Origin of the sequence: Streptomyces sedi, from assembly GCF_006335015.1 — a bacterium.
Lineage (GTDB): Bacteria > Actinomycetota > Actinomycetes > Streptomycetales > Streptomycetaceae > Streptomyces > Streptomyces sedi.
The window spans coordinates 71,977-97,766 of record NZ_VDGT01000009.1 but is presented as its reverse complement, the minus strand read 5'-3'; the positions used below and the strand labels follow the sequence as shown (position 1 = coordinate 97,766).

Genomic DNA, 25,790 nt, shown 5'->3' with positions numbered 1-25,790 from the left:
TCAGCCTTCCTCGTCGAGCCAGCCCATGGTCCGCTGCACGGCCTTGAGCCAGAACTGGTACTCCCGGTCGCGCTCGGCCGGGTCCATCTCGGGCGTCCACTCCGCCGCGCGTCGCCAGTTGGCCCGCAGGTCCTCCACGTTGGACCAGAAGCCGACGGCGAGCCCGGCCGCGTAGGCCGCGCCGAGACAGGTGGTCTCGGAGACCATGGGGCGCACCACGGGCGCGTCCAGGAAGTCCGAGATCTTCTGCATGAGCAGGTTGTTGGAGGTCATGCCGCCGTCCACCTTCAGGGAGGTCAGCTCGACGCCGGAGTCCTTGTGCATGGCGTCGACGATCTCCCTGGTCTGCCAGGCGGTGGCCTCCAACACCGCCCGCGCGATGTGCGCCTTGGTGACATAGCGGGTCAGACCGGCAATCACGCCCCGGGCGTCGGAGCGCCAGTAGGGGGCGAAGAGGCCGGAGAACGCGGGGACGAAGTAGGCGCCGCCGTTGTCCTCCACGGAGCTGGCCAGCGTCTCGATCTCGGCCGCGCTGTGGATCAGTCCCATCTGGTCGCGCATCCACTGCACCAGCGCGCCGGTGATCGCGATGGACCCCTCCAGCGCGTAGACCGGCTGCTGGTCGCCGATCCGGTAGCCCACGGTCGTGACCAGGCCCGCGTAGGAGTTGATCGCCTCGTGGCCGGTGTTCATCAGCAGGAACGTTCCGGTGCCGTAGGTCGACTTGGCCTCGCCGACCGAGAAGCAGGTCTGGCCGAAGAGCGCGGCCTGCTGGTCGCCCAGCGCGGAGGCCACCGGGACCCCGTCCAGCGCGCCGCCCTTGGCGTGGCCGTAGACCTCGGAGGAGGAACGGATCTCCGGGAGCAGCTCCATCGGCACGCCGATCGACGCGCAGATCCGCTCCTCCCAGCGCAGCGTGCGCAGGTTCATCAGCATGGTGCGGGAGGCGTTGGTGACGTCGGTGACGTGCACGCCGCCCTCGGTGCCGCCGGTGAGGTTCCAGATCACCCACGAGTCCATGGTGCCGAAGAGGATCTCGCCGCGCTCGGCGCGCTCGCGCAGCCCCTCGACGTTGTCCAGCAGCCAGCGGATCTTCGGCCCGGCGAAGTAGGAGGCCAGCGGCAGCCCGGTCTCGCGGCGGAAGCGGTCCTGGCCGACGTTGCGCCCCAGTTCGCGGCAGAGCGCGTCGGTGCGGGTGTCCTGCCAGACGATGGCGTGGTGCACCGGCTCGCCCGTGGTGCGGTCCCACAGCAGGGTGGTCTCGCGCTGGTTGGTGATGCCGATCGCCTTGACGTGTTCCTTGGTGATCTCGGCCTTGGCCAGCGCGCCGGCGACGACCTCCTGGACGTTGGTCCAGATCTCCTTGGCGTCGTGTTCCACCCAGCCCGGTTTGGGGAAGATCTGCTCGTGCTCCTTCTGTTCGACGGAGACGATGCGGCCGTCGCGGTCGAAGACGATGCAGCGGCTGGAGGTGGTGCCCTGGTCGATCGCGGCGATGTACTCGCGTGACTCGGTGGTGAGTGCGGGGTCCTGAGCGTCAGACATGGTGTGCGGCTCCTGGTCGTGGAGTTGCGGTCGTGCGGTCGCGGGTACCCGTTTCCGTGGTGGGAAGCGCCGAAGACGCGGTCAGAAGAGCAGGTTGAAGATCGTGGCGCCGATCGCGGCGCCGATCAGGGGGCCGACGACGGGGATCCAGGAGTAGCCCCAGTCGGAACCACCCTTGTTGGGCAGGGGGAGCAGCGCGTGGACGATGCGGGGGCCGAGGTCGCGTGCCGGGTTGATGGCGTAGCCGGTGGGGCCGCCGAGCGAGAGGCCGATGCCGAGCACGATCAGCGCCACCATCAGTGGGCCGGTGCCCGACAGCGCGAGGTCGTCGTTGACGCCGATGGTCAGCACGCCGATGACCAGCACCGCGGTGGCGATGATCTCGGTGGCGAGGTTCTGGACGGTGTTGCGGATCTCGGGGGCGGTGGAGAAGATCCCCAGCACCGGGCCCGGCTGGTTCGGGTCGCTGGGGCGGCGCTCGGCGGTCCGCTTCGCGCCCTCGTCGAACGCCTTCGGCCCCGGCGTGACGGAGCCGCTGACCTCCTCGCGGGCCAGCAGGTGCTCCTGGAAGTGGCCGTAGTAGGCCAGCCAGACCAGCACGGCGCCGATCATCGCGCCGAGCATCTGCCCGGCGACATAGGTGGGCACGTCGCCCCACTCGCCGGTGTCGATGGCGATGCCGAGGGTCACCGCCGGGTTGATGTGCGCGCCGGAGAGCTGGGTGGAGGCATAGGCGCCGGTGAGCACCGCCATGCCCCAGCCGAGGGCGATGACGACCCAGCCGGCCTCGAACGATTTCGACTTCTTGAGAACGGTGCCGGCGACGACGCCACCACCGAGCAGGATCAGTACGGCGGTGCCGAGCACCTCGCCGAAGAAGATATCGGAGCTGGACACCCGCGACTCCTTTGTCCTTCGTCCAGGGGGATTCCTGGCCGACATCCGTCCACTGTTCGACATTATCGACCAACGCACGGCAGTGTTCTCCCCGGCGGGGACTCCGTCAAGTGGGTACGCGTCAGGTCCCTCTCCGGTGTCCTGATTGTCCTAGAATCGACCGGCTCCGAGGTCTCGCGACACGGCCCTCGCGCAGTCCCGCACGGCCGCCACCAGCGCGGATCGCGGTTCCGAGCCGTCCAGCACCCGTTCCTCCGCTCCGGTGACGGCGACCGCCCCGACCGGCATCCGGCGCCGGTCCACGATCGGCGCCGCGACCGAGGCGACGCCCTCCCAGGTCTCCCCGACGTCGCTCGCCCAGCCGCGCGCCCGCACCCCCGCCAGCTCGCGGTCGTACGCCGCGGGCTCCGTCACGGTCGCCGCCGTGATCGAGGCGAAGTCCGACTCCATCGCCTCGTTGTGCGCCACGGGGTCGAACGCGGCCAGCACCTTGCCCAGCGCGGTGCTGTGCAGCGGGTGCATCGCGCCCACCTCCAGCACCTGGCGGCTGTCGTCGGGGCGGAAGACGTGGTGGACGATCAGCACCCCGCCCTTGTGCAGCACGCCCAGATAGGCGCTCTCGCCGCTCGACCTGGCCAGGTCGTCGGTCCACACCAGCGCCCTGGCCCGCAGCTCGTGCACGTCCAGGTAGCTGTTGCCCAATCGCAGCAGCTCCGCGCCCAGCTGGTACTTCCCCGAGGCGTCGTCCTGCTCGACGAAGCCCTCCTGCTGGAGCGTGCGCAGCAGCCCGTGGGTGGTGGCCTTCGCCAGCCCTATGGCCGAGGCGATGTCGGAAAGACCCAGCCGTCGCTCACCGCCGGCGAGCAGTCGCAGCACCGCCGCCGCGCGTTCCAGTGACTGGATGGACCGAGCCATGAGGCCGCCTCCCTGCGTCCCGTCTCGCCAACAGTTACCGTTCGACATTGTCGAACCAGAGTGGGGGATGTCGATACCCCCAGGCCAGAACTGAGTTTAAGGCCGTCCGTTTGCCGGAACGGTCAGGTCCCAGCCGCCGCCGGCCGGTTAGGCTGCTGGTGTGCGCACGCCGCTGGCGCGCGCATAGCCGACAGCCGTCGCACTCTGGGAGAGAAGCCCATGGCACTTGCCAGCCTGCCCACCACCGACCAGGCGCAGCGCGCCCAGGCCCTGCGGGACGCGCTCGCCGCCCGCGTCGTCGTCGCGGACGGCGGGATGGGCACGATGCTCCAGGCCCAGGACCCCTCGATGGAGGACTTCCAGCAGCTGGAGGGGTGCAACGAGGTCCTGAACGTCACGCGCCCCGACATCGTCGCCAACGTGCACCGCGAGTACCTGGCCACCGGCATCGACTGCGTGGAGACCAACACCTTCGGCGCCAACCTCGCCGCCCTCGGCGAGTACGACATCCCCGAGCGGGTCCACGAGCTCTCCGAGGCCGGCGCCCGGGTCGCCAGGGAGGTCGCCGACGAGTTCGGCGCGCGGGACGGGCAGCCGCGCTGGGTGCTCGGCTCGATGGGCCCCGGCACCAAGCTCCCCTCGCTCGGCCACACCACCTACCGGCCGCTGCGCGACGCCTACCAGCAGAACGCCGAGGGCCTGATCGCCGGCGGCGCCGACGCGCTGCTGGTGGAGACCAGCCAGGACCTGCTCCAGACCAAGGCCGCCACCCTCGGCGCCCGGCGCGCCCTGACGGCGCTCGGCGTCGACCTGCCGCTGCTGGTCCAGGTGACCGTCGAGACCACCGGCACCATGCTCCTCGGCTCCGAGATCGGCGCCGCGCTCACCGCGCTGGAGCCGCTGGGCATCGACATGATCGGCCTCAACTGCGCCACGGGACCGGCCGAGATGAGCGAGCACCTGCGCCACCTCGCCCGGCACAGCCGGCTGCCGCTGTCGTGCATGCCCAACGCCGGCCTCCCCGTGCTCGGCAAGGACGGCGCGCACTACCCGTTGACTCCCGACCAACTGGCCGACGCGCACGAGGAGTTCGTCGCCGAGTTCGGCCTCTCCCTGGTCGGCGGCTGCTGCGGCACCACGCCCGAGCACCTGCGCCGGGTCGTGGACCGGGTGCGCGGCACCACCCCGCCGACGCGCGAGCCGCGCCCCGAGCCGGGCGCCTCCTCCCTCTACCAGACCGTGCCGTTCCGTCAGGACACCGCGTACCTGGCGATCGGCGAGCGGACCAACGCCAACGGCTCCAAGAAGTTCCGCCAGGCCATGCTCGACGGCCGCTGGGAGGACTGCGTGGAGCTGGCGCGCGAGCAGATCCGCGAGGGCGCCCACCTGCTGGACCTCTGCGTGGACTACGTCGGCAGGGACGGCGCCGCCGACATGCGGGAGGTGGCCGGCCGGCTGGCGACCGCCTCGACGCTGCCGATCGTGCTCGACTCCACCGAGCCCGCCGTGCTGGAGGCCGGGCTCGAACACCTCGGTGGCCGCGCGGTCATCAACTCGGTCAACTACGAGGACGGCGACGCCCCCGACTCGCGCTTCGGCCGCGTCGCCCGGCTGGCCGCCGAGCACGGCGCCGCCCTGATGGCGCTGACCATCGACGAGGAGGGCCAGGCCCGCACCCCCGAGCACAAGCTGGCCGTCGCCGAGCGGCTGATCGCCGACCTCACGGGCAACTGGGGCTTCCAGCCCTCCGACATCCTCATCGACTTCCTGACGTTCACCATCTGCACCGGGCAGGAGGAGTCCCGCAAGGACGGCGTCAACACCATCGAGGCCATCCGGGAGCTGAAGCGCCGCCACCCCGAGGTCGGCACCACCCTCGGCCTGTCCAACATCAGCTTCGGCCTCAACCCGGCCGCCCGGCTGGTGCTCAACTCCGTCTTCCTCGACGAGTGCGTGAAGGCCGGCCTGGACTCGGCGATCGTGCACGCCGCCAAGATCCTCCCGATCGCCAGGATCGACGAGGAACAGGTTGAGGTCGCGCGCGACATGATCTACGACCGCAGGCGCGAGGGCTACGACCCGCTCCAGCGCTTCCTCACCCTCTTCGAGGGGGTGGACACCAAGTCCATGAGGGCGGGCAAGGCCGACGAGCTGGCCGCCCTCCCGCTGGAGGAGCGGCTGCGCCGCCGGATCATCGACGGCGAACGCAACGGCCTGGAGGCTGACCTGGACGCGGCCCTCGCCGAGCGCCCCGCGCTGGAGATCGTCAACGAGACGCTGCTGGAGGGCATGAAGGTCGTCGGCGAGCTGTTCGGCTCCGGCCAGATGCAGCTGCCGTTCGTGCTCCAGTCCGCCGAGGTGATGAAGAACGCGGTCGCCTACCTGGAGCCCCACATGGAGCGCTCCAGCGACGAGGGCAAGGGCACCATCGTGCTGGCCACCGTCCGCGGCGACGTCCACGACATCGGCAAGAACCTCGTGGACATCATCCTGACCAACAACGGCTACCAGGTGGTCAACCTCGGCATCAAGCAGCCCGTCTCCGCGATCCTGGACGCCGCCGAGGAGCACAGGGCCGACGTGATCGGGATGTCGGGGCTGCTGGTGAAGTCCACGGTGGTGATGAAGGAGAACCTGGAGGAGCTGAACCGGCGCGGCATGGCCGCCGGCTACCCCGTGATCCTCGGCGGCGCCGCACTGACCCGCGCCTACGTCGAGCAGGACCTCCACGAGGTGTACGAGGGGGAGGTCCGCTACGCCAGGGACGCCTTCGAGGGACTGCGGCTGATGGACGCGCTGGTCGCCGTCAAGCGCGGCGTTCCCGGCGCGGTGCTGCCCGCGCGCAAGGAGCGCAGGGTCGCCCGCCGCGAGACGCCCGTGCTCGCCGAGCCGGACGACGGGCCGGCGCGCTCCGCCACGGCGACCGACGTGCCGCTGCCGACCCCGCCGTTCCTCGGTACCCGGGTGGTCAAGGGCATCCCGCTCAAGGACTACGCCGAGTGGCTGGACGAGGACGCGCTCTTCAAGGGCCAGTGGGGGCTGAAGGCCGGCCGCGGCGACGACGGGCCGGACTACACCGAGCTGGTGGAGACCGAGGGCCGCCCCCGGCTGCGCGGCTGGCTGGACCGGCTGCACACGGACAACCTCCTCCAGGCCGCCGTGGTCTACGGCTACTTCCCCTGCCACGCCGAGGGCGACGACCTGGTGATCCTCGACGAGAACGGCGGCGAGCGCACCCGCTTCACCTTCCCCAGGCAGCGCCGGGGGAGGCGGCTGTGCCTGGCCGACTTCTTCCGCCCGGCCGAGAGCGGGGAGCGCGATGTCGTCGCGCTCCAGACCGTCACCATCGGGCCCCGGGTCAGCGAGGCGACCGCCGAGCTGTTCGCCGCGGACGCCTACCGCGACTACCTGGAACTCCACGGCCTGTCCGTGCAGTTGGCCGAGGCGCTGGCCGAGTACTGGCACGCGCGGGTCCGCGCCGAGCTGGGCGTGGCCGGGGCCGACCCGGTCGAGCTGTCCGGGATGTTCCGCACCGAGTACCAGGGCTGCCGCTACTCGCTGGGCTACCCCGCCTGTCCCGACCTGGAGGACCGCGCCAAGATCGCCGAGCTGCTGGAGTCCGAGCGGATCGGGGTGACCCTCTCCGAGGAGTTCCAGCTCGACCCGGAGCAGTCGACCGACGCGCTCGTCGTCCACCACCCCGAGGCCAACTACTTCAACGCCCGCTGAGTGCCCGTTCTCCGACCGTCTCGTCCGTAAAGCCGACCGACACCGACCGGTCACTAGGTCGTCTCGTTTGGATCTCCGTGGATCAGGGCGCGGCGTCAGATGCGGTGCATCGCAAGGCACCGGATCGCAGCTCATACTTGGTCGTATTCGCGCGATTCGGCAACGCAGCGAGGTGCCGTAGCTGGCGTCGCGCCCCCGCGAAGATCCAAACGAGACGGCCTAGGCCGACCGGGTGAGGTCGGCCGTTCGGCTCGGAGCCGTTCCCGCCTCCGACGTAGAATGATCGGTCCGGTACTGGCCGGTTGCCCCTCGCGGGCGGCCGGCCAGTTCTCTCCCCACGGAGGTGCACGCGGATGACGAGTTCCACTCCCGCCCTCGACGCACGGCGGCCCCTCGGGTCGCTGCCGGGCGCGGTGCTGCTGGACATGGACGGCACCCTGGTCGACACCGAGGACTTCTGGTGGGACGCCGAGGTCGAGGTCTTCGGCGCGCTGGGCCACGTCCTCGACGAGGAGCACCGGGAGGTGGTCGTCGGCGGCCCGATGACCCGCTCCGCCGGCTATCTGATCGAGGTGACCGGCGCCGACATCACGCTCGACGAGGTGCGCGACCTGCTCAACTCGGCGTTTCTGCGGCGCCTGGACCGGGGCGTCCCGCTGATGCCGGGCGCCCGCCGGCTGCTGACGGAGCTGGCCGCCCACCGGGTGCCCACCGCCCTGGTCTCCGCGTCGCACCGCGAGGTCATCGACCGGACGCTGCGCTCGCTCGGCACGGAGTTCTTCGCCACCACCGTCGCCGGCGACGAGCTGGCGCGCACCAAGCCGCACCCCGACCCGTATCTCACCGCCGCGCTGCGGCTGGGCGCCGAGCCCGCGCGCTGCGTGGCCGTCGAGGACACCGCCACCGGAGTCGCCTCGGCCGAGGCCGCCGGCTGCCGGGTGCTGGCCGTGCCCTCGGTCGCTCCGATCCCGCCGGCCGCCGGCCGGACCGTCGTCGACTCCCTGGAGACGGTCGACCTCGCGTTCCTGCGCGGCCTGGTCAGCGGCCCCGCCGAGGCACCCGAGCCCGGCGCCGAGGACGATCTGGCCGGAAAAAGGGCGTGACCCATCTCACTCGTGCGCGGTGTCGTGGGCGTTCCGCGCCGAACTAGGGTCGATTGCTCGTCGACGAGGACCGTGAAGCGACCGAAGGACCGACACCGTGAAGACCCGCTTGGGGAGGGCGCGCCCCACACTCGCCCTCTCACTGGCCGTGGCCCTGCTGGCCGGCTGTGGACTGACCGAGGACGACGGCGCGGGCGACGGTGAGGCCATCACCGTCGGCATGAGCGACGAGGTGCTCTCCGTCGACCCCGCCTCCGGCTACGACCCCGGATCCTGGCTGGTCTTCAACAACGTCTTCCAGTCACTGCTCAGCTTCCCGCCCGGCGGCACCGAGCCGCAGCCCGAGGCCGCCGAGGAGTGCGGCTTCACCGACCGGGCCAGCCAGCGCTACACCTGCACGCTCAGGGACGGGCTGACGTTCAGCAACGGCAACGCGCTGACCTCGAAGGACGTCAAGTTCTCCTTCGACCGCACGCTGCGGATCGACGACCCCGACGGGCCCGCGGTGATGCTCTCCACGATCGACCGCGTCGAGACCCCGGACGACAGGACCGTCACCTTCCACCTCAACGAGCCGGACGCCACCTTCCCGCAGAAGATCGCCTCCGGCGCCGGCTCCCTCGTCGACCACCGCGAGTACCCTTCCGACCGGCTGCGCACCGACGGCCAGGCCGTCGGCTCGGGCGTGTACACGCTCGCCGGCTACGGCGAGGACGAGGTGGTCTTCGAGGTCAACGACGACTACCACGGCCCCGCCGAGGCGAAGAACTCCGGCGTCACCATGCGGCTCTTCCACGGCGACCAGGAGGCGCTCGGCGAGGCGGTGCGCGGCGGCGACGTGGACGTCGCCTACCGCGGGCTGGCCTCCGGCGACATCGCGGGACTGGAGACCGAGGACCGCAGCGGCACGGGCGACCTGAAGGTCGTCGACGGCACCAGCGCCGAGGCGCAGTACCTGGTCTTCCACCTCGACGACCCCGTCACCGGCGACCCGGCGGTGCGCCGCGCGATCGCCCAGCTGGTCGACCGCGAGGCGCTGGTGCGCGACGTCTACCAGCGCACCGCCGAGCCGCTGTACTCGGTGGTGCCGGCCGGGATCACCGGCCACAACACCGCGTTCTTCGACCGGTACGGCGCCACCGGGGACCCCGAGGCCGCCGCGCGGACCCTTCGGGAGGCCGGCGTCACCGAGCCCGTCGAGCTGACGCTCTGGGCCACCCCGGTCCGCTTCGGCCCGGACACCGTCGCCGCGTTCGAGTACCTGGCGGACCAGCTCAACGACAGCGGGCTCTTCGAGGCGACGGTGGAGAGCGTGCCGGCCGAGGAGTTCGCCGAGGGCGTCGCCGACGGCGAGTACGGCGCGTTCGTCCGGGGCTGGGTCCCCGACTTCCCCGACCCGGAGAACTTCACCGACCCGTTCTTCGGCGCCGACAACGTGCTGGCCAACGGCTACACCTCGGAGCGGATCACCGGCGAGCTGCTGCCCGCCACCCGCCAGGAGGCCGCCCGCGCCGACTCCGTGCCCGCCTTCGAGGAGGTGCAGGACATCGTCGCCGACGAGGTCCCGCTGATCCCGCTCTGGCAGGGCCGCCAGTACGCGGTCGCCGACGAACGGATCAACGGGCTCCAGTGGACGCTCGACCCCTCCACCGTCTTCCGCTTCTGGGAGCTGGAGCTGTCCGAGGCCTGACCCGGGGCCCCGCCCGGCCGCCGGCTCAACTGCCGGGGCGCACCAGCCCGCTCTCGTAGGCGAAGACCGCGGCCTGCACCCGGTCCCGCAGCTCCAGCTTGGTGAGCACATGGCCGACGTGGGTCTTCACCGTCGTCTCGCTGACGAAGAGGTCGGCGGCGATCTCCGCGTTGGACAGGCCGCGCGCCACCAGCTTCAGCACCTCCACCTCCCGCTCGGTGAGCGTCCCCAGCGCGTCGGGGACCGGCTCCTCGCCCGAGGGCAGCTTGGAGGCGTACATGTCCAGCAGCCGACGGGTGACACTCGGCGCCAGCATCGCCTCGCCGCCGGCGACCACCCGGATCGCCTGCACCAGCTCGGCGGCCGGCGCGTCCTTCAACAGAAAGCCGCTGGACCCGGCGCGCAGCGCCTCCACCACGTACTCGTCCAGATCGAAGGTGGTCAGGACCAGCACCTTCACCGGGCCGTCCTTGACCGTCCCGGTGATCTGCCGGGTGGCCTCCACCCCGTCCATCCTCGGCATCCGGATGTCCATCAGCACCACGTCGGGCTGGAGCGCCCGCACCTGCTCCAGCGCCTGGACGCCGTCACCCGCCTCGCCCACCACGGCCAGATCGGGCTCGGCCTCCAGGATCATCCGGAAACCGGTGCGCAGCAGGGGCTGGTCGTCCACCAGCAGAACGCGGATCGGCATCGAAGCGCCCTTCGGTCGGGGAGACGGCCGCGCCGGCTGGACTGCGGCCGAGATCCACGATCATTCTGGCTCACCCGACCGCGCCACCGGCGCCCGGGCGCCCTCGCGCGCCAACTCCCCGCCCTCCCCGCGCTCTTCACCGGACGGCTGCGCCGGCAGCGGCAGCGCCGTCTGGATGTCCAACGGGTACGGCGGGGGAGTGCCGCCGAACTCCGGGCAGCGCGCCTGGTGGTCGCACCAGGAGCACAGCTTCCCCCGGCGGGGCCGCCAGTCGCCCGACTCCGTCGCCCGCTGGATCGCGTCCCACAGCGCCAGCACCTTCCGCTCGACGCCACGCAGATCCGACTCGTCCGGGTCGTACGTCACCACCTCGCCGCTGCCCAGATAGACCAACTGGAGCCGACGCGGCACCACTCCGCGCAGCCGCCACAGCACCAGCGCGTAGAACCTCATCTGGAAGAGCGCCCCCGAGGCGAACTCCGGCCGGGGCGCCTTGCCCGTCTTGTAGTCGACGATCCGGATGTCCCCGCCGGGCGCCACGTCCACCCGGTCGATGACCCCGCGCAGCCGCAGCCCCGTCTCCAGCGTCGTCTCGACCCACAACTCCCGCTCGGCCGGCTCAAGACGCGTCGGGTCCTCCAACGTGAACCACCGCTCCACCAGCCGCTCCGCCTCGGCCAGGAACGCGGCCAGCCGCTCGGCGTCCAGCTCGCCCCCGTCGCCCCCGTCGCCCCCGTCGTCCCCGCCCCCGTCCGCGGATGACGGCGCGTCAGCCGGCTCCCGCTCCTCCCCGGCGCCCCCGCCGGCCCCGAAGAGCCGCGCCAGCTCCGGCCGCTTCGCCAGCAACCGCCGCCACTCCGGCCCCACCAGCGCCCGCGCCCTCGGCACGCTGCGCTCCGCCGCCGGCGCGTCGAAGAGCCGCTCCAGCACCGCGTGCACCACGGTGCCCCGCGTCGCCGCCTCGCTCGGCTCCTCGGGCAGCTTGTCGATGACGCGGAACCGGTAGAGCAGCGGGCACTGTTGAAAGTCGGCGGCCCGGGAAGGAGACAGGGAACGCGGCGGCGCGGCGGTGGAGCGACTCATGCACCGAACCCTACGGCGCGTCACTGACAGCCAGCCCATACCATCGTCTCCACGCGGCGGCCACGCGTGGCCGCGAGGCCCGAGGGGAGCAGGTGGCGAAGACCACGACCGACCGGTCACCCGAGCCGGACGAGCCGGGGCGGCCCGGAGAGCCGGAGCGCCCGGAGACACCGACACGCCCGGAGCACGCCGCCGCCCCCGACACCCCGGCCGAACGCGCGCCCCACGGACCGCCGGTGAGCCGGGAGAACGGGGAGGACCGGCCCCGCGACCCCGGCCGCCCCCGCGGCGCGCTGCTGATGGGCCGCGTGCGGGGCGTGCCCGTTCTGGTGACCCCCAGCTGGTTCCTGGTCGCGGCCCTGATCACCCTGCTCTTCGGCCACCAGCTCGACCGGGTGCTGCCCGAACTCGGCGCCGCCCGCTACGCGGTGGCGCTCTTCTTCGCCGTCGCGTTCTACGGCTCCGTGCTGGTCCACGAGTTGGCCCACACCTATGTCGCGCTCCGCCTCGGCCTGCCCGTCCACCGCGTGCAGATCCAGTTCGTCGGCGGAGCCTCCGAGATCGACGACCGCTCGGCGACCCCCGCCAGGGACCTGGCCGTCGTCGGCGCCGGCCCGCTGCTCTCGCTGCTGCTCGGCGGGGTCTTCGCGCTCGGGCTGCTTCTCGTCGAGCCCGGCACCGTGCCCGGCGTGCTGATCGCCGCGCTGATGATCTCCAACCTGATCGTCGCCGCGTTCAACCTGCTCCCGGGACTGCCCCTGGACGGCGGCCGGATGCTGCGCGCCGCCCTGTGGTGGCGCACCGGAGACATACTGCGGGCCACCGTCATCACCGTCTGGGCCGGCCGGGCGCTGGCGCTGCTGGTGCTCGTCGGCTTCCCCACCGCGACCTATCTGCTGATGGGCGACCGCGCCGCGTTCGGCGGCCTCCAGCCGCTGCTCGACGCGCTGCTGGCCGCCGTGCTGGCCGCCGTCATCTGGCTCTCCGCCGGGCGCAGCCTGCGGATCGCCCGCCGCGAGGCCGGGCTGCCGGCGCTGACGGCCCGCTCCCTGCTGCGCCGCGCGGTCCCCGTCGCCGCCGAGACCTCTCTGGCCGAGGCGCTGCGCCGGGCCAACGAGGTCGGCGCCAACGCCCTGCTGGTCGAAGACGACGACGGCACCCCGCTCGCCCTGGTCCGCGAGGCGGCCGTCGCCACCGTCGCCGAGGAACGCCGGCCCTGGGTGCCGGTCATCGCCGTCGCCGAGGAGCTGACCGAGGGGATGCGTGTCCCCGCCGACCTCGCCGGCGAACGGCTGCTGGAGCACCTCGACGCCACCCCGGCCAGCGAGTACCTGGTCGTCGACGAGGACGGCGCGACCTGCGGCGTGCTCTCCGCCCGCGACGTCGACCGGGTCCTCGCCGCCATGGAACGGGGCGAGCCCGCCCCCGTGAGCTGACGCCCGCGCGACCGGCCCTCGCACGCCTCGATTACGGACCGGCTCCCCGTCTGGACTAGTCTTGCCGCCATGTCCGAACCGACCGGTGCCGCCCGCCGTCGCGGGCCCTTCGAGGTCGGGGACCAGGTACAGCTGACCGACCCCAAGGGCCGCCACTACACGTTCACGCTTGAGGCGGGAAAGAGCTTCCACACCCACAAGGGAGCCTTCCCCCACGACGAGCTGATCGGCGCCCCCGAGGGGACGGTGGTCCGCACCACGGGAAACGTCGCCTATCTGGCGCTGCGCCCTCTGCTCCCCGACTACGTCCTGTCCATGCCACGCGGAGCCGCGGTGGTCTACCCGAAGGACGCGGGGCAGATCCTGGCCATGGCCGACATCTTCCCCGGCGCCCGGGTGGTGGAGGCCGGCGTGGGCTCGGGGTCGCTCTCCACGTTCCTGCTGCGCGCCATCGGCGACCAGGGGATGCTGCACTCCTACGAGCGCCGCGCCGACTTCGCGGACATCGCCAGGGAGAACGTCACCCGTTACTTCGGAAGCCCGCACCCCGCCTGGGAGCTGACGGTCGGCGACCTCCAGGACAACCTCTCGGACACCGACGTCGACCGGGTCATCCTGGACATGCTCGCTCCCTGGGAGTGCCTGGACCCCGTCGCCAAGGCTCTGGTCCCCGGCGGCATCCTCTGCGCCTACGTGGCCACCACGACCCAGCTCGCGCGCACCGTCGAGACCCTCAGGGAGCACGGCAGCTTCAACGAGCCGACCGCCTGGGAGACCATGGTCCGCACCTGGCACGTCGAGGGCCTGGCCGTCCGTCCGGACCACCGGATGATCGGGCACACCGGCTTCCTGCTGACCGCGCGCCGCCTCGCCGACGGGGTCACCCCGCCGCTGCGCCGCCGCCGCCCGGCCCCCGGCGCCTACGGCTCCGACTACTCGGGCCCTGGTTCAGCCGCCTCCTGAGGCCCCTCCCGAGGCCACCTCCCGAACTCCCGCCGCCCGCCCGGCCCTTGACCACGAGGGGCGGGAGCGGCGAGGAAACGGGTGGGAACGGTGAGGGGTGCGGGACCAACCGCCCCCCGCCGTTCCCCGGCGATGTGAGATATGGCACGATGCCGGTCTGCCGGCGCGTCAGCCGGCCATCCCGTCCCGCCACGGCACGCCCCACCAGGGGCCCGCGACGTGGCACGCCGCACTCCCGCCCCAGGAGAACCCCAGCGTGCAGCAATCGGCAGCGCCCCACCCCCCGCGCACCGAAGGCCCCCCGCACACCCACGCCCGCCCCCGGCACTGGCTGGTCACCGCCGTCGGCGTCGCCGCCGTCACCGGCGCCGCGGCCCTCGTCCAGCCGACCGGCGCCGGCGCCACCTCGGGGCCCGTCCTCACCGCCGGCCCCGACGCGACGATCGCCGACTACCCGGTGGACTGCGGCCCGTTCGACGTGCTGGTCACTGACCAGGCGGAGGTGGACCTCGACTCCGACGGCCAGGGCGAGACGGTCGCGGTGGTCCGCTGCGACGCCGGTCTCGGCACCCCGCCCAACGGCATGTACCTGCTCACCCACGGCGCGGGCAGCGAGGCGCCGCCCGAGGTCACGGCCACCCTGGTCGAGCCGTCGGAACAGATGACCGTCGACCGGCTGCGCGCCGAGGGCACCGGCTTCTCCGCCCGGCTGGTCGGCTACTCCTCCACGGACATCCCGCGCTGCTGCCCCGACATGATGCGCGACGTGCGCTGGGAGTGGCGCGACGGCGGCCTCGAACTCACCGCCGAGCGCGCCCCGAACAGCGTCTGATCCCGGAGGACCAGCGGCGGGCGCCTCAGTCGGCGTCGGGGCCCAGTACCTCGACGCCGTCCGAGACGCGACGCACATGGATGCACGCCCCCGGGCAGTCCTTCACCGAGTCCGACACCTCGCGCAGCAGCGGCAGCGGAACGGGCGCCCTGGCCCCCGGCTCCGTCAGCAACTCGGCCTCCGTGCCCGGCTCGGTCGGCGGCTTCACATAGGCGAGCCCGTCGATGTCCAGCTCGAACACCTCGGGCGCGTACTGGGCACAGATACCGTCCCCGGTGCACAGGTCCTGGTCGATCCAGACCTCCAGCTCGTCGCTCGCCGCCCCTGCGGGGGTCTCGTTCCGCGTGCTCATCCGGCTGTCGCTCCTCGGGCCCCGTCCTGGGGCATGGGAATCGGATCTTCGTGGGCGAGGCAGCAAAAGAAGCTGTCCCCGACGGCTGTTGACCACCACCGACGATACAACCGGCCGCTTCCTGAGGGCGTCGGGTGGGTATCCCCTCGCGTGAGGGAGTGCGCAAGGGTGAAGATCGGACACGCCCCGACCGTCTTTGTGATCTAGGGGTTTCGAACTGCACCGGTCCAGGTAGGGTCTGGAAGCGTCCAGCTCCCCTTGGAGGAGGTGAGGACCGTGGTATCCCAGAACGACGACAGCAACCGCGGCATCCGGTCCGGGCGAGGTTCCGACGACCAGACCCGCCAGATCGCCGACCTTGAGCAGGAGATCACCGTCCTGCGCCGCAAGCTGGCCGATTCGCCGCGGCACACGCGGGTTCTCGAAGAGCGGATCGTCGAGCTCCAGACGAACCTGGCCGGCGTGTCGGCGCAGAACGAGCGGCTCTCAAGCACTCTTCGGGAGGCCCGTGACCAGATCGTCGCGCTCAAGGAAGAGGTAGACAGGCTCGCCCAGCCGCCCTCCGGCTTCGGCGTCTTCCTCGAAGCCACCGAGGACGGCACCGCCGACATCTTCACCGGCGGCCGGAAGCTCAGGGTCAATGTCAGCCCCGGACTCGAAGCCGCCGACCTGCGGCGTGGCCAGGAGGTCATGCTCAACGAGGCGCTGAACATCGTCTCGGCGATGGACTTCGAGAACGCGGGGGACATCGTCACCCTGAAGGAGGTCCTGGAGGACGGCGAGCGCGCCCTCGTGGTCGGCCACACCGACGAGGAGCGCGTGGTCAAGCTCGCCGAGCCGCTGATGGCCTCCACCCTGAGGGCCGGAGACGCGCTGCTGCTGGAGCCGCGCTCCGGCTACGTCTTCGAGGTGGTGCCCAAGAGCGAGGTCGAGGAGCTGGTCCTCGAAGAGGTCCCGGACATCGACTACACCCGGATCGGCGGCCTCGGCGGCCAGATCGAGCTGATCAGGGACGCGGTCGAGCTGCCCTACCTCTACCCCGACCTGTTCCGCGAGCACGAGCTGCGCCCGCCCAAGGGCGTCCTGCTCTACGGCCCGCCCGGCTGCGGCAAGACGCTCATCGCCAAGGCGGTCGCCAACTCCCTCGCCAAGAAGGTCGCCGAGGTCACCGGCAAGCCCGCGGGGAAGAGCTTCTTCCTCAACATCAAGGGCCCCGAGCTGCTCAACAAGTACGTGGGCGAGACCGAGCGCCACATCCGCCTGGTCTTCCAGCGGGCCAGGGAGAAGGCGAGCGAGGGCACGCCCGTCATCGTCTTCTTCGACGAGATGGACTCCCTCTTCCGCACCCGTGGCTCCGGCGTCAGCTCCGACGTGGAGAACACGATCGTTCCCCAGCTGCTCTCCGAGATCGACGGCGTGGAGGGCCTGGAGAACGTCATCGTCATCGGCGCCTCCAACCGCGAGGACATGATCGACCCGGCGATCCTGCGCCCGGGACGCCTCGACGTGAAGATCAAGATCGAGCGCCCCGACGCCGAGGCCGCCCGCGACATCTTCTCCAAGTACCTCACGCCGCGCCTGCCGCTGCACGACGACGACCTCGGCGAGCACCACGGCAACGCGGATGCCGCGATCGACGGCATGATCCAGACCGTCGTGGAGCAGATGTACGCGGAGTCCGAGGAGAACCGCTTCCTGGAGGTCACCTACGCCAACGGTGACAAGGAGGTCCTGTACTTCAAGGACTTCAACTCCGGCGCCATGATCCAGAACATCGTGGACCGGGCCAAGAAGATGGCGATCAAGGACTTCCTCGACCACCAGCAGAAGGGCATCCGCGTCTCCCACCTGATCTCGGCCTGTGTGGACGAGTTCAAGGAGAACGAGGACCTGCCCAACACCACCAACCCCGACGACTGGGCCCGGATCTCCGGCAAGAAGGGCGAGCGGATCGTCTTCATCCGCACGCTGGTCACCGGCAAGCAGGGCGGCGACACCGGCCGCTCCATCGACACGGTGGCCAACACGGGCCAGTACCTGTAGGACCCGGCAGAGCAGACAAACGAGCGTACGACGTCCGGCTGCGGGACACGCGAGGCGTGGCCCGCAGCCGGACGCGTATCCGGACCGCCCGAGGACTCGCGGTGATCTCCTCACCGCACCCCGTGTCGCCTAGGCTGCTAGCCAGCGACCGGGGCCGCAGGGCGCCGCGAGGCAAGGAGGGCCGCATGACCGTACGGCGAGTGATGGGCATCGAGACCGAGTACGGCGTCTCCGTCCCTGGCCACCCCAACGCCAACGCCATGCTCAGCTCCTCCCAGGTCGTCAACGCCTACGCGGCGGCGATGCACCGCGCCAGAAGAGCCCGTTGGGACTTCGAGGAGGAGAACCCGCTCCGCGACGCCAGGGGCTTCGACCTGGCCAGGGACAACGCGGACGCCAGCCAGCTGACCGACGAGGACATCGGCCTGGCCAACGTCATCCTCACCAACGGCGCCCGGCTCTACGTCGACCACGCGCACCCCGAGTACAGCGCCCCCGAGACCACCAACCCGCTGGACGCCGTCCGCTGGGACAAGGCGGGGGAGCGGATCATGGCCGAGGCGGCCGAGCGCGCCGGCGAGGTGCCGGGCGCGCAGCCGATCCTGCTCTACAAGAACAACACGGACAACAAGGGCGCCTCCTACGGCACCCACGAGAACTACCTGATGAAGCGGGAGACCCCGTTCTCCGACATCGTCCGGCACCTCACCCCGTTCTTCGTCTCCCGCCAGGTGGTCTGCGGCGCCGGGCGGGTGGGGCTGGGGCAGGACGGCTCCGAGCACGGCTTCCAGATCAGCCAGCGCGCCGACTACTTCGAGGTCGAGGTCGGCCTGGAGACCACACTCAAGCGGCCCCTCATCAACACCAGGGACGAGCCGCACGCCGACGCCGAGCGCTATCGCAGGCTCCATGTGATCATCGGCGACGCCAACCTCTCGGAGATCTCGACCTACCTCAAGCTGGGCACCACCGCGCTGGTGCTATCGATGATCGAGGACGGCTTCATCGCCGTCGACCTCGCCGTCGACCAGCCGGTGCGCACCCTCCACCGGGTCAGCCACGACCCGTCGCTCAAGGAGCTGGTGACGCTGCGCAGCGGTCGGCGGCTGACGGCGGTCCAGCTCCAGATGGAGTTCTACGAGCTGGCCCACAAGTACGTCGAGGAGCGCTGGGGCACGGACGCCGACGCGCAGACCACCGACGTGCTGGCCCGCTGGGAGGACGTGCTGACCCGGCTGGAGAGCGACCCGATGAGCCTGTCCAACCAGCTGGACTGGGTCGCCAAGCGCGAGCTGATGGAGGGCTACCGGCGCCGGGACGGCGTGGGCTGGGAGGACGCCAGGCTGCATCTGGTCGACCTCCAGTACGCGGACGTCCGCCAGGCCAAGGGCCTGTACAACCGGCTGGTGGCACGCGGCCGGATGAGGACCCTGCTGGACGACGCGACCGTGGACGAGGCCCGCCGGCAGCCGCCGGAGGACACCAGGGCCTACTTCAGGGGGCGCTGCCTCGACCGTTACGCGGAGCACGTGGCCGCCGCCTCCTGGGACTCGGTGATCTTCGACCTGCCGGGCCGCGACTCGCTCCAACGGGTGCCCACCATGGACCCGCTGCGGGGCACCAGGGAGCACGTGGAGGGGCTGCTGGAACGCTCGGAGACCGCCGAGGATCTGGTCAGGGCGCTGTCCGGCGGCTGAGGGGTGCCCGATCTGGGAATGATCTCAGCGGATTCCCGAGGTCTCCGCTCCGGGAAGCCGATGTCAGCCCCGGCGAGTAGGGTCTGATTCATGTCACGTCACAGCTGAGCATGGGGTGAGGGAGATGGCGACCAAGGACACCGGCGGCGGCCAGCAGCGGGCGTCGCGTACCAGCGAGGAGACCGAGGAGCAGGCGCAGGACGCCGAGGTCTCCGAGGATCTCAAGGAGCGTCAGGAGGCCCTGACGGACGACGTGGACTCGGTCCTGGACGAGATCGACGAGGTGCTGGAGTCCAACGCGGAGGACTTCGTGCGCAGCTTCGTCCAGAAGGGCGGCCAGTAGGCCGCGGGCTGCCGGCCGAGGCTTTCCGAGTCATGTGGATCATGTCCATCTGACGGGTAGGGTCCGTGACGTACGCTGCCTCTGCCCGGCCCTCCGTCGGCCCGGAGCAGCGGACCGTTTCGCCTATCTGGAAGGAAACCTGTGGCAGCCAACTCCCACGATCAGGGGCGACTCCCGGCGGCCTTCCTGCGGCCGGGGTCGTCCTCCTTTCTCGACTTCCTCTCCGAGCACGCGCCCGAGCGGCTGCCCGGCGGGGCGACGCCCCCGATCAAGGGGCCGGTCGAGGCGCCGCACGGCACCACCATCGTCGCCGCCGGCTTCGCCGACGGCGTGGTCCTCGCCGGCGACCGCCGCGCCACCATGGGCAACGTCATCGCCACCAAGGACATGCAGAAGGTCTTCCCCGCCGACGAGTTCTCCGCTGTGGGCATCGCCGGCACGGCGGGCATCGCCGTCGAGCTGGTGAAGCTCTTCCAGCTGGAGTTGGAGCACTTCGAGAAGGTCGAGGGCGAGGTCCTCTCGCTGGAGGGCAAGGCCAACCGCCTCTCCACGATGATCCGGGGCAACCTGGGCATGGCCATGCAGGGCCTGGCCGTGGTCCCGCTCTTCGCCGGCTACGACCTCGACCGCGGGCACGGCCGGATCTTCTCCTACGACGTGGCCGGCGGTCGCACGGAGGAGTCCGGCTTCGCCTCCGTCGGCTCCGGATCGGTCTTCGCCCGCGGCTCCCTGAAGAAGCTGCACCGTGACGACCTGTCGCAGGACGAGGTCGCCACGGTCGTGCTCCAGGCGCTCTACGACGCCGCCGACGACGACTCGGCGACCGGCGGCCCCGACCTGGTGCGCAGGATCTACCCCATCGTCATGGTGATCACCGAGGACGGCATCCGCCGCCTGACCGAGGACGAGGTGTCCGCGGCTGCCGAGGCCATCCACGACGGCCGCCTCCGGCGGCCCGACGGACCCCAGGCGCCCGCCCTCTGAGTGCCCTCGGCCCTCGCGGTGCCGATCAATCCGCTGTGACCGACCAGATGTGAAGGGACGACCCCGGTGTCCACGCCGTTCTATGTCTCACCCCAGCAGGCCATGGCCGACCGCGCCGAGTACGCCCGCAAGGGCATCGCGCGCGGCCGGAGCCTGGTGGTGCTCCAGTACGCCGACGGCATCGTGTTCGTCGCCGAGAACCCCTCGCGGGCGCTGCACAAGGTCAGCGAGATCTACGACCGGATCGCGTTCGCCGCGACCGGCAAGTACAACGAGTACGAGTCCCTGCGCATCGGCGGCACCCGCTACGCCGACCTGCGTGGCTACACCTACGACCGGCAGGACGTGACCGCCCGCGGCCTGGCCAACCTCTATGCCCAGACGCTGGGCACGATCTTCTCCGCGACCGTGGAGAAGCCGTACGAGGTCGAGCTGCTGGTCGCCGAGGTCGGGGCCACCCCGGCCGAGGACGAGATCTACCGGCTGCCGCACGACGGTTCGATCATCGACGAGCACGGATCGGTCGCCGTCGGTGGGAACTCGGACCAGATCGGCAGCTATCTCAGCCAGCGGCACCGGGACGACATGGACCTGGGCGAGGCGCTGCGGCTGGCCGTGGCCTCGTTGGGCAGGGAGAGCGGCGGCACCGAGCGCGAGCTGACCAGCGACCAGCTTGAGGTCGCGGTGCTGGACCGCGAGCGGCCCCAACAGCGCAAGTTCAAGCGGGTGTTGCAGCGTCAGCTCAGCGCGCTGCTGGAGGCCGGCGACAGCGCCGAGGCGGCCGAGGCCGCTGAGGACGGCGAGGCGGGCGACGACGAGGCCCCCAAGGGCGACGGGAAGTAACGGCCGCCGCCCGTCCCCGGCGACCGGCCGGGGACGGGCGGCACCGTAAACCGGGTGCCCGGGCGGGTCCCGCTGGCTACGGTCGGGCCATGGACCTGCGCATCGTCACGCTCGCCCAACGACCCACGCTGAAGTCCTCGTTCGCGGCGCCGGAGAGCGAACCCTGGCCGGCGTTCATGGACGAGGACCCCATGGGCCCGCTCTACTTCAGCGACGTCAGGACCGCGCACCCGGAGCACGGCCTGCTCGCCTACGACGCCGAGGCCCCGGACCAGGCGGTCGCCCGCGGCTTCTCCGTCCCCTTCTTCTGGGAGGGCGATCCGGCGCGCGGCGAACTCCCCGTCGACGGCTGGGACGGGGCGATCTGGCGCGCGGCGCGCGACCGGCAGCTCGGCCGGAGGCCGAACCTCGTCTCGGCACTGGAGATCAGCGTCGCCCGGCACCTCCAGGGGACCGGGCTGTCGGGCCGGATGCTGGCCGCGATGCGGGAGAACGCGGCGCGGCTCGGGTTCGCGCACCTGGTCGCCCCGGTGCGGCCGAACCGCAAGCACCTCGTCCCCGACCTGCCCGTGGAGGAGTACGCGCGGCTCGTCCGCGAGGACGGGCTGCCGCGGGACCCGTGGCTGCGCGTCCATGTCCGCGCCGGCGGCCGGATCGTCGGAGTCTGCCCGCGCGCCATGGTCATCCCCGGCACGTTGGCGGAGTGGCGTTCCTGGACCGGGCTGCCGTTCGACGCCACCGGTCCGGTCACGGTGCCCGACGCGCTCGTGCCGGTGCACTGCGATGTCGCGCACGACCACGCGGTCTACGTGGAACCGGGGGGGGTGGGTGCACCACCGGTTGTGAGGGCGGCGGGTTCTCAGCCGGGGGGCGGCCCCGTGGTGCCGCGCACGGCCAGCCGCACCGGCAGCACGGTGTCCTGCTGCGCGCGGCCGTCGAGCACCGCGAGCAACGCGCGCAGCCCGGCAGCGCCCAGTTCCTCAGCGGGCAGGCTCACCGTGGTCAGCTCCGGCTCGACCGTGGTGGCCAGCGCCAGGTCGTCGAAGCCGGTCACCGAGACGTCCTCCGGCACCCGCAGGCCCATCCGCCGCGCCGCCTTGCACGCCCCCGCCGCCAGCAGGTCGTCGTCGCAGAACAGCGCGGTGGGGCGCGGGGTGGCCGCCAACGCGCGTTCCGCCGCCCGCAGTCCGCCGCCGACGCTCAGCTCGGCCCGTTCCGTGCGAGGCGGCGGGAGACCGTCGATATCCAGCCGTTCCGCGAGGGTCGCGGCCCGCATGGCGAAGGTCCAGGAGTCGACGTCCGCCGCGAGATGGGCGATCCTCCGGTGCCCCCACTCCCGCAGATGGTCGACGATCAGCCGCGTCCCGGCCGCGATGTCCGGGTTGACCGTGGCGGCGGCCGGCGCGCGCCCCGGCTCGCTGTCGAGCATCACCAGCGGCAGCCCGGCCCCGCTGAGCGCGCTCAGCGCCTCCGCCGCCATCGAGGAGGCCAGCACCCCGTCCAGCGTGGCGCTGGCCGAGGCGAACGGGTCGGGCGCCGGGCCCACGCCCCCGGGGGAGGGGTAGAGCACCAGGTGGAGCCCGTTCTCCGCCGCGACCGACGCCGCGCCCGCGTGCACCCGGCCGAAGAAGTCGTTGGCCAGCGCCGGCACCACCAGCAGCGCGGTCCTGGAGCCGCCGAGCCGCAGGCTGCGGGCGGCCTGGTTCGGCCGGTAGCCCAACTCCCGCGCAGCCGCGCGCACCGCGTCGACGCGGGCGGGGGAGACCCGGCCGCGCCAGCGGTCGCGCAGCACCAGCGAGACCGTGGCCTGGGAGACGCCGGCGTGCCGGGCCACGTCGCGACTGGTCGGCGGGCGTGCCTCGGGCACTTGGCCTCCCTGGCCGTTGAGGAGAGCGGGATGTCGAAAGCGGGATATCGATTGTCGCGGACCGGAGCATCGTACGTAGAATCGGGGGCAGTTATACGTAACACTACCGAAGGGTGACCCCATGACCGCCGGCTACGGGGAACTGCTGCGTTCCCCCCATGTGCTGCGGCTGCTGAGCGGCACGCTCGTCGGCCGACTCCCGCATGGCACCGCTCCGTTGGCCATCGTGCTCTTCACCCGCGCCGAGGGCGGCGGCTACACCCTCGCCGGCGCCCTGGCCGCCGTGCACGGGCTGGCCACCGCCGTCGGCCAGCCGCTGCTCGGGCGGCTGGTCGACCTGCGGGGGCAGAGGGTGATGTTCCCCGCCGCGCTGGTCTCCGCGCTGGCGATGGTCGCGTTCGCGCTGCTCGGCACCGAGCCGTTGCCGGTGGCCGCCGCCCTGGTGCTGCTGGCCGGGCTCACCACCCCGCCGCTGGAGGGCGCGCTGCGCGCGCTGTGGTCCACCGTGCTCGGCTCGGCCGAACGGGTGCGCAGGGCCTACGCGTTGGACGCCGTCGCGCAGGAGGTGATGTTCGCCGGCGGGCCGCTGCTGGTGATGCTTCTCGTGGCCGTCTGGTCCGAGGCGGCGGCGCTGCTGGTGATCAACGCGGTCGGGCTGCTGGGCGCGCTCACCGTCGTGGTCTCCGAGCCCTCACGCCGGTGGCGCGGGGAACAGCGCGAGGCCCACTGGCTCGGGGCCCTGCGCTCCGGCGGGCTCCTGGCGCTGCTCGGCTGCTTCCTGTGCGTGGGCATGGCGCTGGGCGCGATCTCGGTCGCCGCCGTGGCCTACGCGGACGCCAGGGGCGACGAGTGGGTGGCCAGTTATCTGCTCTCCGCGCTCGGCGTGGGCGCGCTGGTCGGCGGGCTCTGGTACGGCGCCAGGCCGTGGGCCGGGGCGCCGGAGCCACGGCTGCTGGCGCTGGTCTCCGTGCTGGCGGCCGGCTATCTGCCGCTGGCACTGGTGCCGGGCTCGGTGGCGCTGATGACGCTGTTCGCCGGCCTCGCGGGGGTCGCCCTCGCCCCCTCGCTGGCCTGCGCGTTCGCGGTCATCGACCGGCACGCGCCGCGCGGCACGGTGACCGAGGCGTTCTCCTGGCTGGTGACCACCTTCGGCGTCGGCGCGGCCGTCGGCACGGCCGTCGCCGGGCCGGCCGTCGAGTGGGGCGAGGAGGGCGCCGGCTTCCTGGTCGCCGGGGTCTCCGGCTGCCTCGCCGTGCTGGTGCTGCTCGCCACCCGCCGCGTTCTCGCAGTTCCCGAGGCCCCTTCCGAAGCGCCCCCGGAATCGCGAAATGATCGAAACGCCGCGCTCGAACCCGGTTTCAGAAGTGGGCATCAGGCGTAATGTTCACTCATGGATCGCCGCATTTTCGGGCTGGAGAACGAGTACGGCGTCACCTGTACGTTCCGTGGCCAGCGACGGCTGTCCCCGGACGAGGTGGCGCGGTACCTCTTCCGCCGAGTCGTGTCATGGGGCCGTAGCAGCAACGTCTTTCTGCGCAACGGTGCCCGGTTGTACCTGGACGTCGGTTCCCACCCGGAGTACGCCACCCCGGAGTGTGACAACGTCACCGAGCTGATCACCCACGACAAGGCGGGCGAGCGCATTCTTGAGGGTCTGCTCGTGGACGCCGAGCGGCGGTTGCACGAGGAGGGCATCGCCGGCGACGTCTATCTCTTCAAGAACAACACGGACTCCGCCGGCAACTCCTACGGCTGCCACGAGAACTACCTGGTCGCCCGGCACGGGGAGTTCTCCCGGCTGGCGGACGTGCTGATCCCGTTCCTCGTCACCCGCCAGCTCGTCTGCGGCGCCGGCAAGGTGCTCCAGACGCCCAGGGGCGCGGTCTTCTGCGTCAGCCAGCGCGCCGAGCACATCTGGGAGGGGGTCAGCTCGGCGACCACCCGCTCCCGGCCGATCATCAACACCAGGGACGAGCCGCACGCCGACGCCGAGCGGTACCGACGACTGCATGTGATCGTCGGCGATTCGAACATGTCCGAGACGACCATGCTTCTCAAGGTCGGCGCGACCGATCTGGTGCTGCGGATGATCGAGGCGGGCACGGTGATGCGCGACCTCACCCTGGAGAACCCGATCCGCGCCATCCGCGAGGTCAGCCACGACATCACCGGACAGCGCAAGGTCCGCCTGGCCACCGGCCGGGAGGCGTCCGCACTGGAGATCCAGCAGGAGTACTTCGACAAGGCGCTGGACTTCTGCGAGCGGCGCGGGATGCGCTCCGGGCTCACCGAGCGCGTCCTGGAGCTGTGGGGGCGGACGCTGGACGCGATCCGCGGCGAGCAGCTCGACAAGATCAACACCGAGATCGACTGGGTCATGAAGTACCAGCTGATCGAGCGCTACCGGGCCAAGCACAACCTGACCATGTCGCACCCCAGGGTGGCGCAGATAGACCTGGCCTACCACGACATCCACCGCCGCCGCGGCCTGTACTACCTGCTGGAGCGCAAGGGTCAGGCGCAGCGGATCTGCAACGACCTGAAGATCTTCCAGGGCAAGTCGGTCCCGCCGCAGACCACCAGGGCCAGGCTGCGCGGCGACTTCATCCGGCGGGCGCAGGAACAGCGCCGCGACTTCACGGTGGACTGGGTCCATCTGAAGCTGAACGACCAGGCCCAGCGGACCGTCCTGTGCAAGGACCCCTTCCGCTCCGTGGACGAGCGGGTGGAGAAGCTGATCGCCGGCATGTGACCGTCCCGGCGGGGCGGCCGAG

The 25,790-nt window shown here is 71.6% G+C and carries 20 protein-coding genes; 13 read left to right on the top strand and 7 right to left on the bottom strand.

From position 1 onward, the window contains the following. From glpK to FH715_RS13840, 3 genes are all read right to left on the bottom strand, one after another. Entirely contained in the window at window positions 1-1,545 is a 1,545-nt protein-coding gene (gene glpK / locus FH715_RS13850; RefSeq protein WP_139644986.1) for a glycerol kinase GlpK, read from the bottom strand. Between the two features lie 81 nt (window positions 1,546-1,626). Further along, complete coding sequence (locus FH715_RS13845; RefSeq protein ID WP_139644984.1) at window positions 1,627-2,442, bottom strand: MIP/aquaporin family protein; 816 nt, start codon at window positions 2,440-2,442, stop codon at window positions 1,627-1,629. A gap of 150 nt (window positions 2,443-2,592) precedes the next feature. Next, window positions 2,593-3,357: an IclR family transcriptional regulator gene (locus tag FH715_RS13840; protein ID WP_139644981.1), complete on the bottom strand. Its 765-nt coding sequence runs from the start codon at window positions 3,355-3,357 to the stop codon at window positions 2,593-2,595. A 219-nt stretch (window positions 3,358-3,576) separates the two neighbouring features. Here FH715_RS13840 and metH point away from each other — a divergent pair, with 219 nt between their 5' ends. The 3 genes from metH (at window position 3,577) to FH715_RS13825 (ending at window position 9,879) form a co-directional block, all read left to right on the top strand. Then, window positions 3,577-7,086 carry a methionine synthase gene (gene metH, locus FH715_RS13835; protein ID WP_139644979.1) on the top strand — a complete coding sequence of 1,170 codons (3,510 nt, stop codon included), beginning with the start codon at window positions 3,577-3,579 and terminating at the stop codon, window positions 7,084-7,086. A 353-nt stretch (window positions 7,087-7,439) separates the two neighbouring features. Then, window positions 7,440-8,189: an HAD family hydrolase gene (locus tag FH715_RS13830; RefSeq protein WP_139644977.1), complete on the top strand. Its 750-nt coding sequence runs from the start codon at window positions 7,440-7,442 to the stop codon at window positions 8,187-8,189. A gap of 97 nt (window positions 8,190-8,286) precedes the next feature. Further along, window positions 8,287-9,879, top strand: coding sequence for an ABC transporter substrate-binding protein (locus FH715_RS13825; protein ID WP_246108737.1), 1,593 nt, complete (start codon window positions 8,287-8,289; stop codon window positions 9,877-9,879). Between the two features lie 25 nt (window positions 9,880-9,904). On the opposite strand, the gene FH715_RS13820 is transcribed toward FH715_RS13825, so the two are convergent. Together FH715_RS13820 and FH715_RS13815 are read right to left on the bottom strand one after the other, a co-directional pair. Beyond that, the gene (locus FH715_RS13820) at window positions 9,905-10,573 is read right to left on the bottom strand and encodes a response regulator (RefSeq protein ID WP_097230094.1); all 669 of its coding nucleotides are present in this window, start codon (window positions 10,571-10,573) and stop codon (window positions 9,905-9,907) included. A 60-nt stretch (window positions 10,574-10,633) separates the two neighbouring features. Next, complete coding sequence (locus FH715_RS13815) at window positions 10,634-11,656, bottom strand: RecB family exonuclease (protein ID WP_246108736.1); 1,023 nt, start codon at window positions 11,654-11,656, stop codon at window positions 10,634-10,636. Between the two features lie 92 nt (window positions 11,657-11,748). On the opposite strand from FH715_RS13815, the gene FH715_RS13810 reads away from it, so the two are divergent. From FH715_RS13810 to FH715_RS13800, 3 genes are all read left to right on the top strand, one after another. Then, the gene (locus FH715_RS13810) at window positions 11,749-13,092 is read left to right on the top strand and encodes a site-2 protease family protein (RefSeq protein ID WP_246108735.1); all 1,344 of its coding nucleotides are present in this window, start codon (window positions 11,749-11,751) and stop codon (window positions 13,090-13,092) included. Window positions 13,093-13,161: 69 nt separating this feature from the next. Then, window positions 13,162-14,055: a tRNA (adenine-N1)-methyltransferase gene (locus FH715_RS13805; RefSeq protein WP_139644973.1), complete on the top strand. Its 894-nt coding sequence runs from the start codon at window positions 13,162-13,164 to the stop codon at window positions 14,053-14,055. A 256-nt stretch (window positions 14,056-14,311) separates the two neighbouring features. Next, a complete protein-coding gene (locus FH715_RS13800) occupies window positions 14,312-14,887 on the top strand; it encodes a hypothetical protein (RefSeq protein WP_139644971.1) in 576 nt (191 codons plus the stop codon). A 25-nt stretch (window positions 14,888-14,912) separates the two neighbouring features. Here FH715_RS13800 and FH715_RS13795 read toward each other — a convergent pair whose 3' ends face one another. Next, window positions 14,913-15,239, bottom strand: coding sequence for a ferredoxin (locus tag FH715_RS13795; RefSeq protein ID WP_139644969.1), 327 nt, complete (start codon window positions 15,237-15,239; stop codon window positions 14,913-14,915). A gap of 258 nt (window positions 15,240-15,497) precedes the next feature. Between FH715_RS13795 and arc the strand changes: the two genes are divergently transcribed. The 5 genes from arc (at window position 15,498) to prcA (ending at window position 21,149) form a co-directional block, all read left to right on the top strand. After that, entirely contained in the window at window positions 15,498-17,282 is a 1,785-nt protein-coding gene (arc, locus tag FH715_RS13790) for a proteasome ATPase (RefSeq protein WP_425472712.1), read from the top strand. Between the two features lie 185 nt (window positions 17,283-17,467). After that, complete coding sequence (gene dop / locus FH715_RS13785) at window positions 17,468-18,979, top strand: depupylase/deamidase Dop (protein WP_139644965.1); 1,512 nt, start codon at window positions 17,468-17,470, stop codon at window positions 18,977-18,979. A 124-nt stretch (window positions 18,980-19,103) separates the two neighbouring features. Beyond that, window positions 19,104-19,322 carry a ubiquitin-like protein Pup gene (locus FH715_RS13780; RefSeq protein ID WP_097230087.1) on the top strand — a complete coding sequence of 73 codons (219 nt, stop codon included), beginning with the start codon at window positions 19,104-19,106 and terminating at the stop codon, window positions 19,320-19,322. Window positions 19,323-19,463: 141 nt separating this feature from the next. Continuing rightward, complete coding sequence (gene prcB / locus FH715_RS13775) at window positions 19,464-20,306, top strand: proteasome subunit beta (protein WP_139644963.1); 843 nt, start codon at window positions 19,464-19,466, stop codon at window positions 20,304-20,306. A 66-nt stretch (window positions 20,307-20,372) separates the two neighbouring features. Next, the gene (gene prcA, locus FH715_RS13770) at window positions 20,373-21,149 is read left to right on the top strand and encodes a proteasome subunit alpha (protein ID WP_139644961.1); all 777 of its coding nucleotides are present in this window, start codon (window positions 20,373-20,375) and stop codon (window positions 21,147-21,149) included. An 859-nt stretch (window positions 21,150-22,008) separates the two neighbouring features. Here the strand turns inward: prcA and FH715_RS13760 are convergent. Continuing rightward, complete coding sequence (locus FH715_RS13760) at window positions 22,009-23,016, bottom strand: LacI family DNA-binding transcriptional regulator (RefSeq protein WP_246108734.1); 1,008 nt, start codon at window positions 23,014-23,016, stop codon at window positions 22,009-22,011. A gap of 121 nt (window positions 23,017-23,137) precedes the next feature. On the opposite strand from FH715_RS13760, the gene FH715_RS13755 reads away from it, so the two are divergent. Continuing rightward, window positions 23,138-24,397, top strand: coding sequence for an MFS transporter (locus FH715_RS13755; RefSeq protein ID WP_139644957.1), 1,260 nt, complete (start codon window positions 23,138-23,140; stop codon window positions 24,395-24,397). A 9-nt stretch (window positions 24,398-24,406) separates the two neighbouring features. Beyond that, on the top strand, window positions 24,407-25,768 hold the full coding sequence (gene pafA / locus FH715_RS13750; protein WP_139644955.1) for a Pup--protein ligase: 1,362 nt from the start codon (window positions 24,407-24,409) through the stop codon (window positions 25,766-25,768). Window positions 25,769-25,790: the final 22 nt, after the last annotated feature.

Excerpts from the sequence above, each read along its gene's own strand:
- glpK (WP_139644986.1), bottom strand. The coding sequence starts at position 1,545 with ATGTCTGACGCTCAGGACCCCGCACTCACCACCGAGTCACGCGAGTAC.
- FH715_RS13840 (WP_139644981.1), bottom strand. The coding sequence starts at position 3,357 with ATGGCTCGGTCCATCCAGTCACTGGAACGCGCGGCGGCGGTGCTGCGA.
- metH (WP_139644979.1), top strand. The coding sequence starts at position 3,577 with ATGGCACTTGCCAGCCTGCCCACCACCGACCAGGCGCAGCGCGCCCAG.
- FH715_RS13830 (WP_139644977.1), top strand. The coding sequence starts at position 7,440 with ATGACGAGTTCCACTCCCGCCCTCGACGCACGGCGGCCCCTCGGGTCG.
- FH715_RS13820 (WP_097230094.1), bottom strand. The coding sequence starts at position 10,573 with ATGCCGATCCGCGTTCTGCTGGTGGACGACCAGCCCCTGCTGCGCACC.
- FH715_RS13815 (WP_246108736.1), bottom strand. The coding sequence starts at position 11,656 with ATGAGTCGCTCCACCGCCGCGCCGCCGCGTTCCCTGTCTCCTTCCCGG.
- FH715_RS13805 (WP_139644973.1), top strand. The coding sequence starts at position 13,162 with ATGTCCGAACCGACCGGTGCCGCCCGCCGTCGCGGGCCCTTCGAGGTC.
- FH715_RS13795 (WP_139644969.1), bottom strand. The coding sequence starts at position 15,239 with ATGAGCACGCGGAACGAGACCCCCGCAGGGGCGGCGAGCGACGAGCTG.
- dop (WP_139644965.1), top strand. The coding sequence starts at position 17,468 with ATGACCGTACGGCGAGTGATGGGCATCGAGACCGAGTACGGCGTCTCC.
- FH715_RS13780 (WP_097230087.1), top strand. The coding sequence starts at position 19,104 with ATGGCGACCAAGGACACCGGCGGCGGCCAGCAGCGGGCGTCGCGTACC.
- FH715_RS13755 (WP_139644957.1), top strand. The coding sequence starts at position 23,138 with ATGACCGCCGGCTACGGGGAACTGCTGCGTTCCCCCCATGTGCTGCGG.
- pafA (WP_139644955.1), top strand. The coding sequence starts at position 24,407 with ATGGATCGCCGCATTTTCGGGCTGGAGAACGAGTACGGCGTCACCTGT.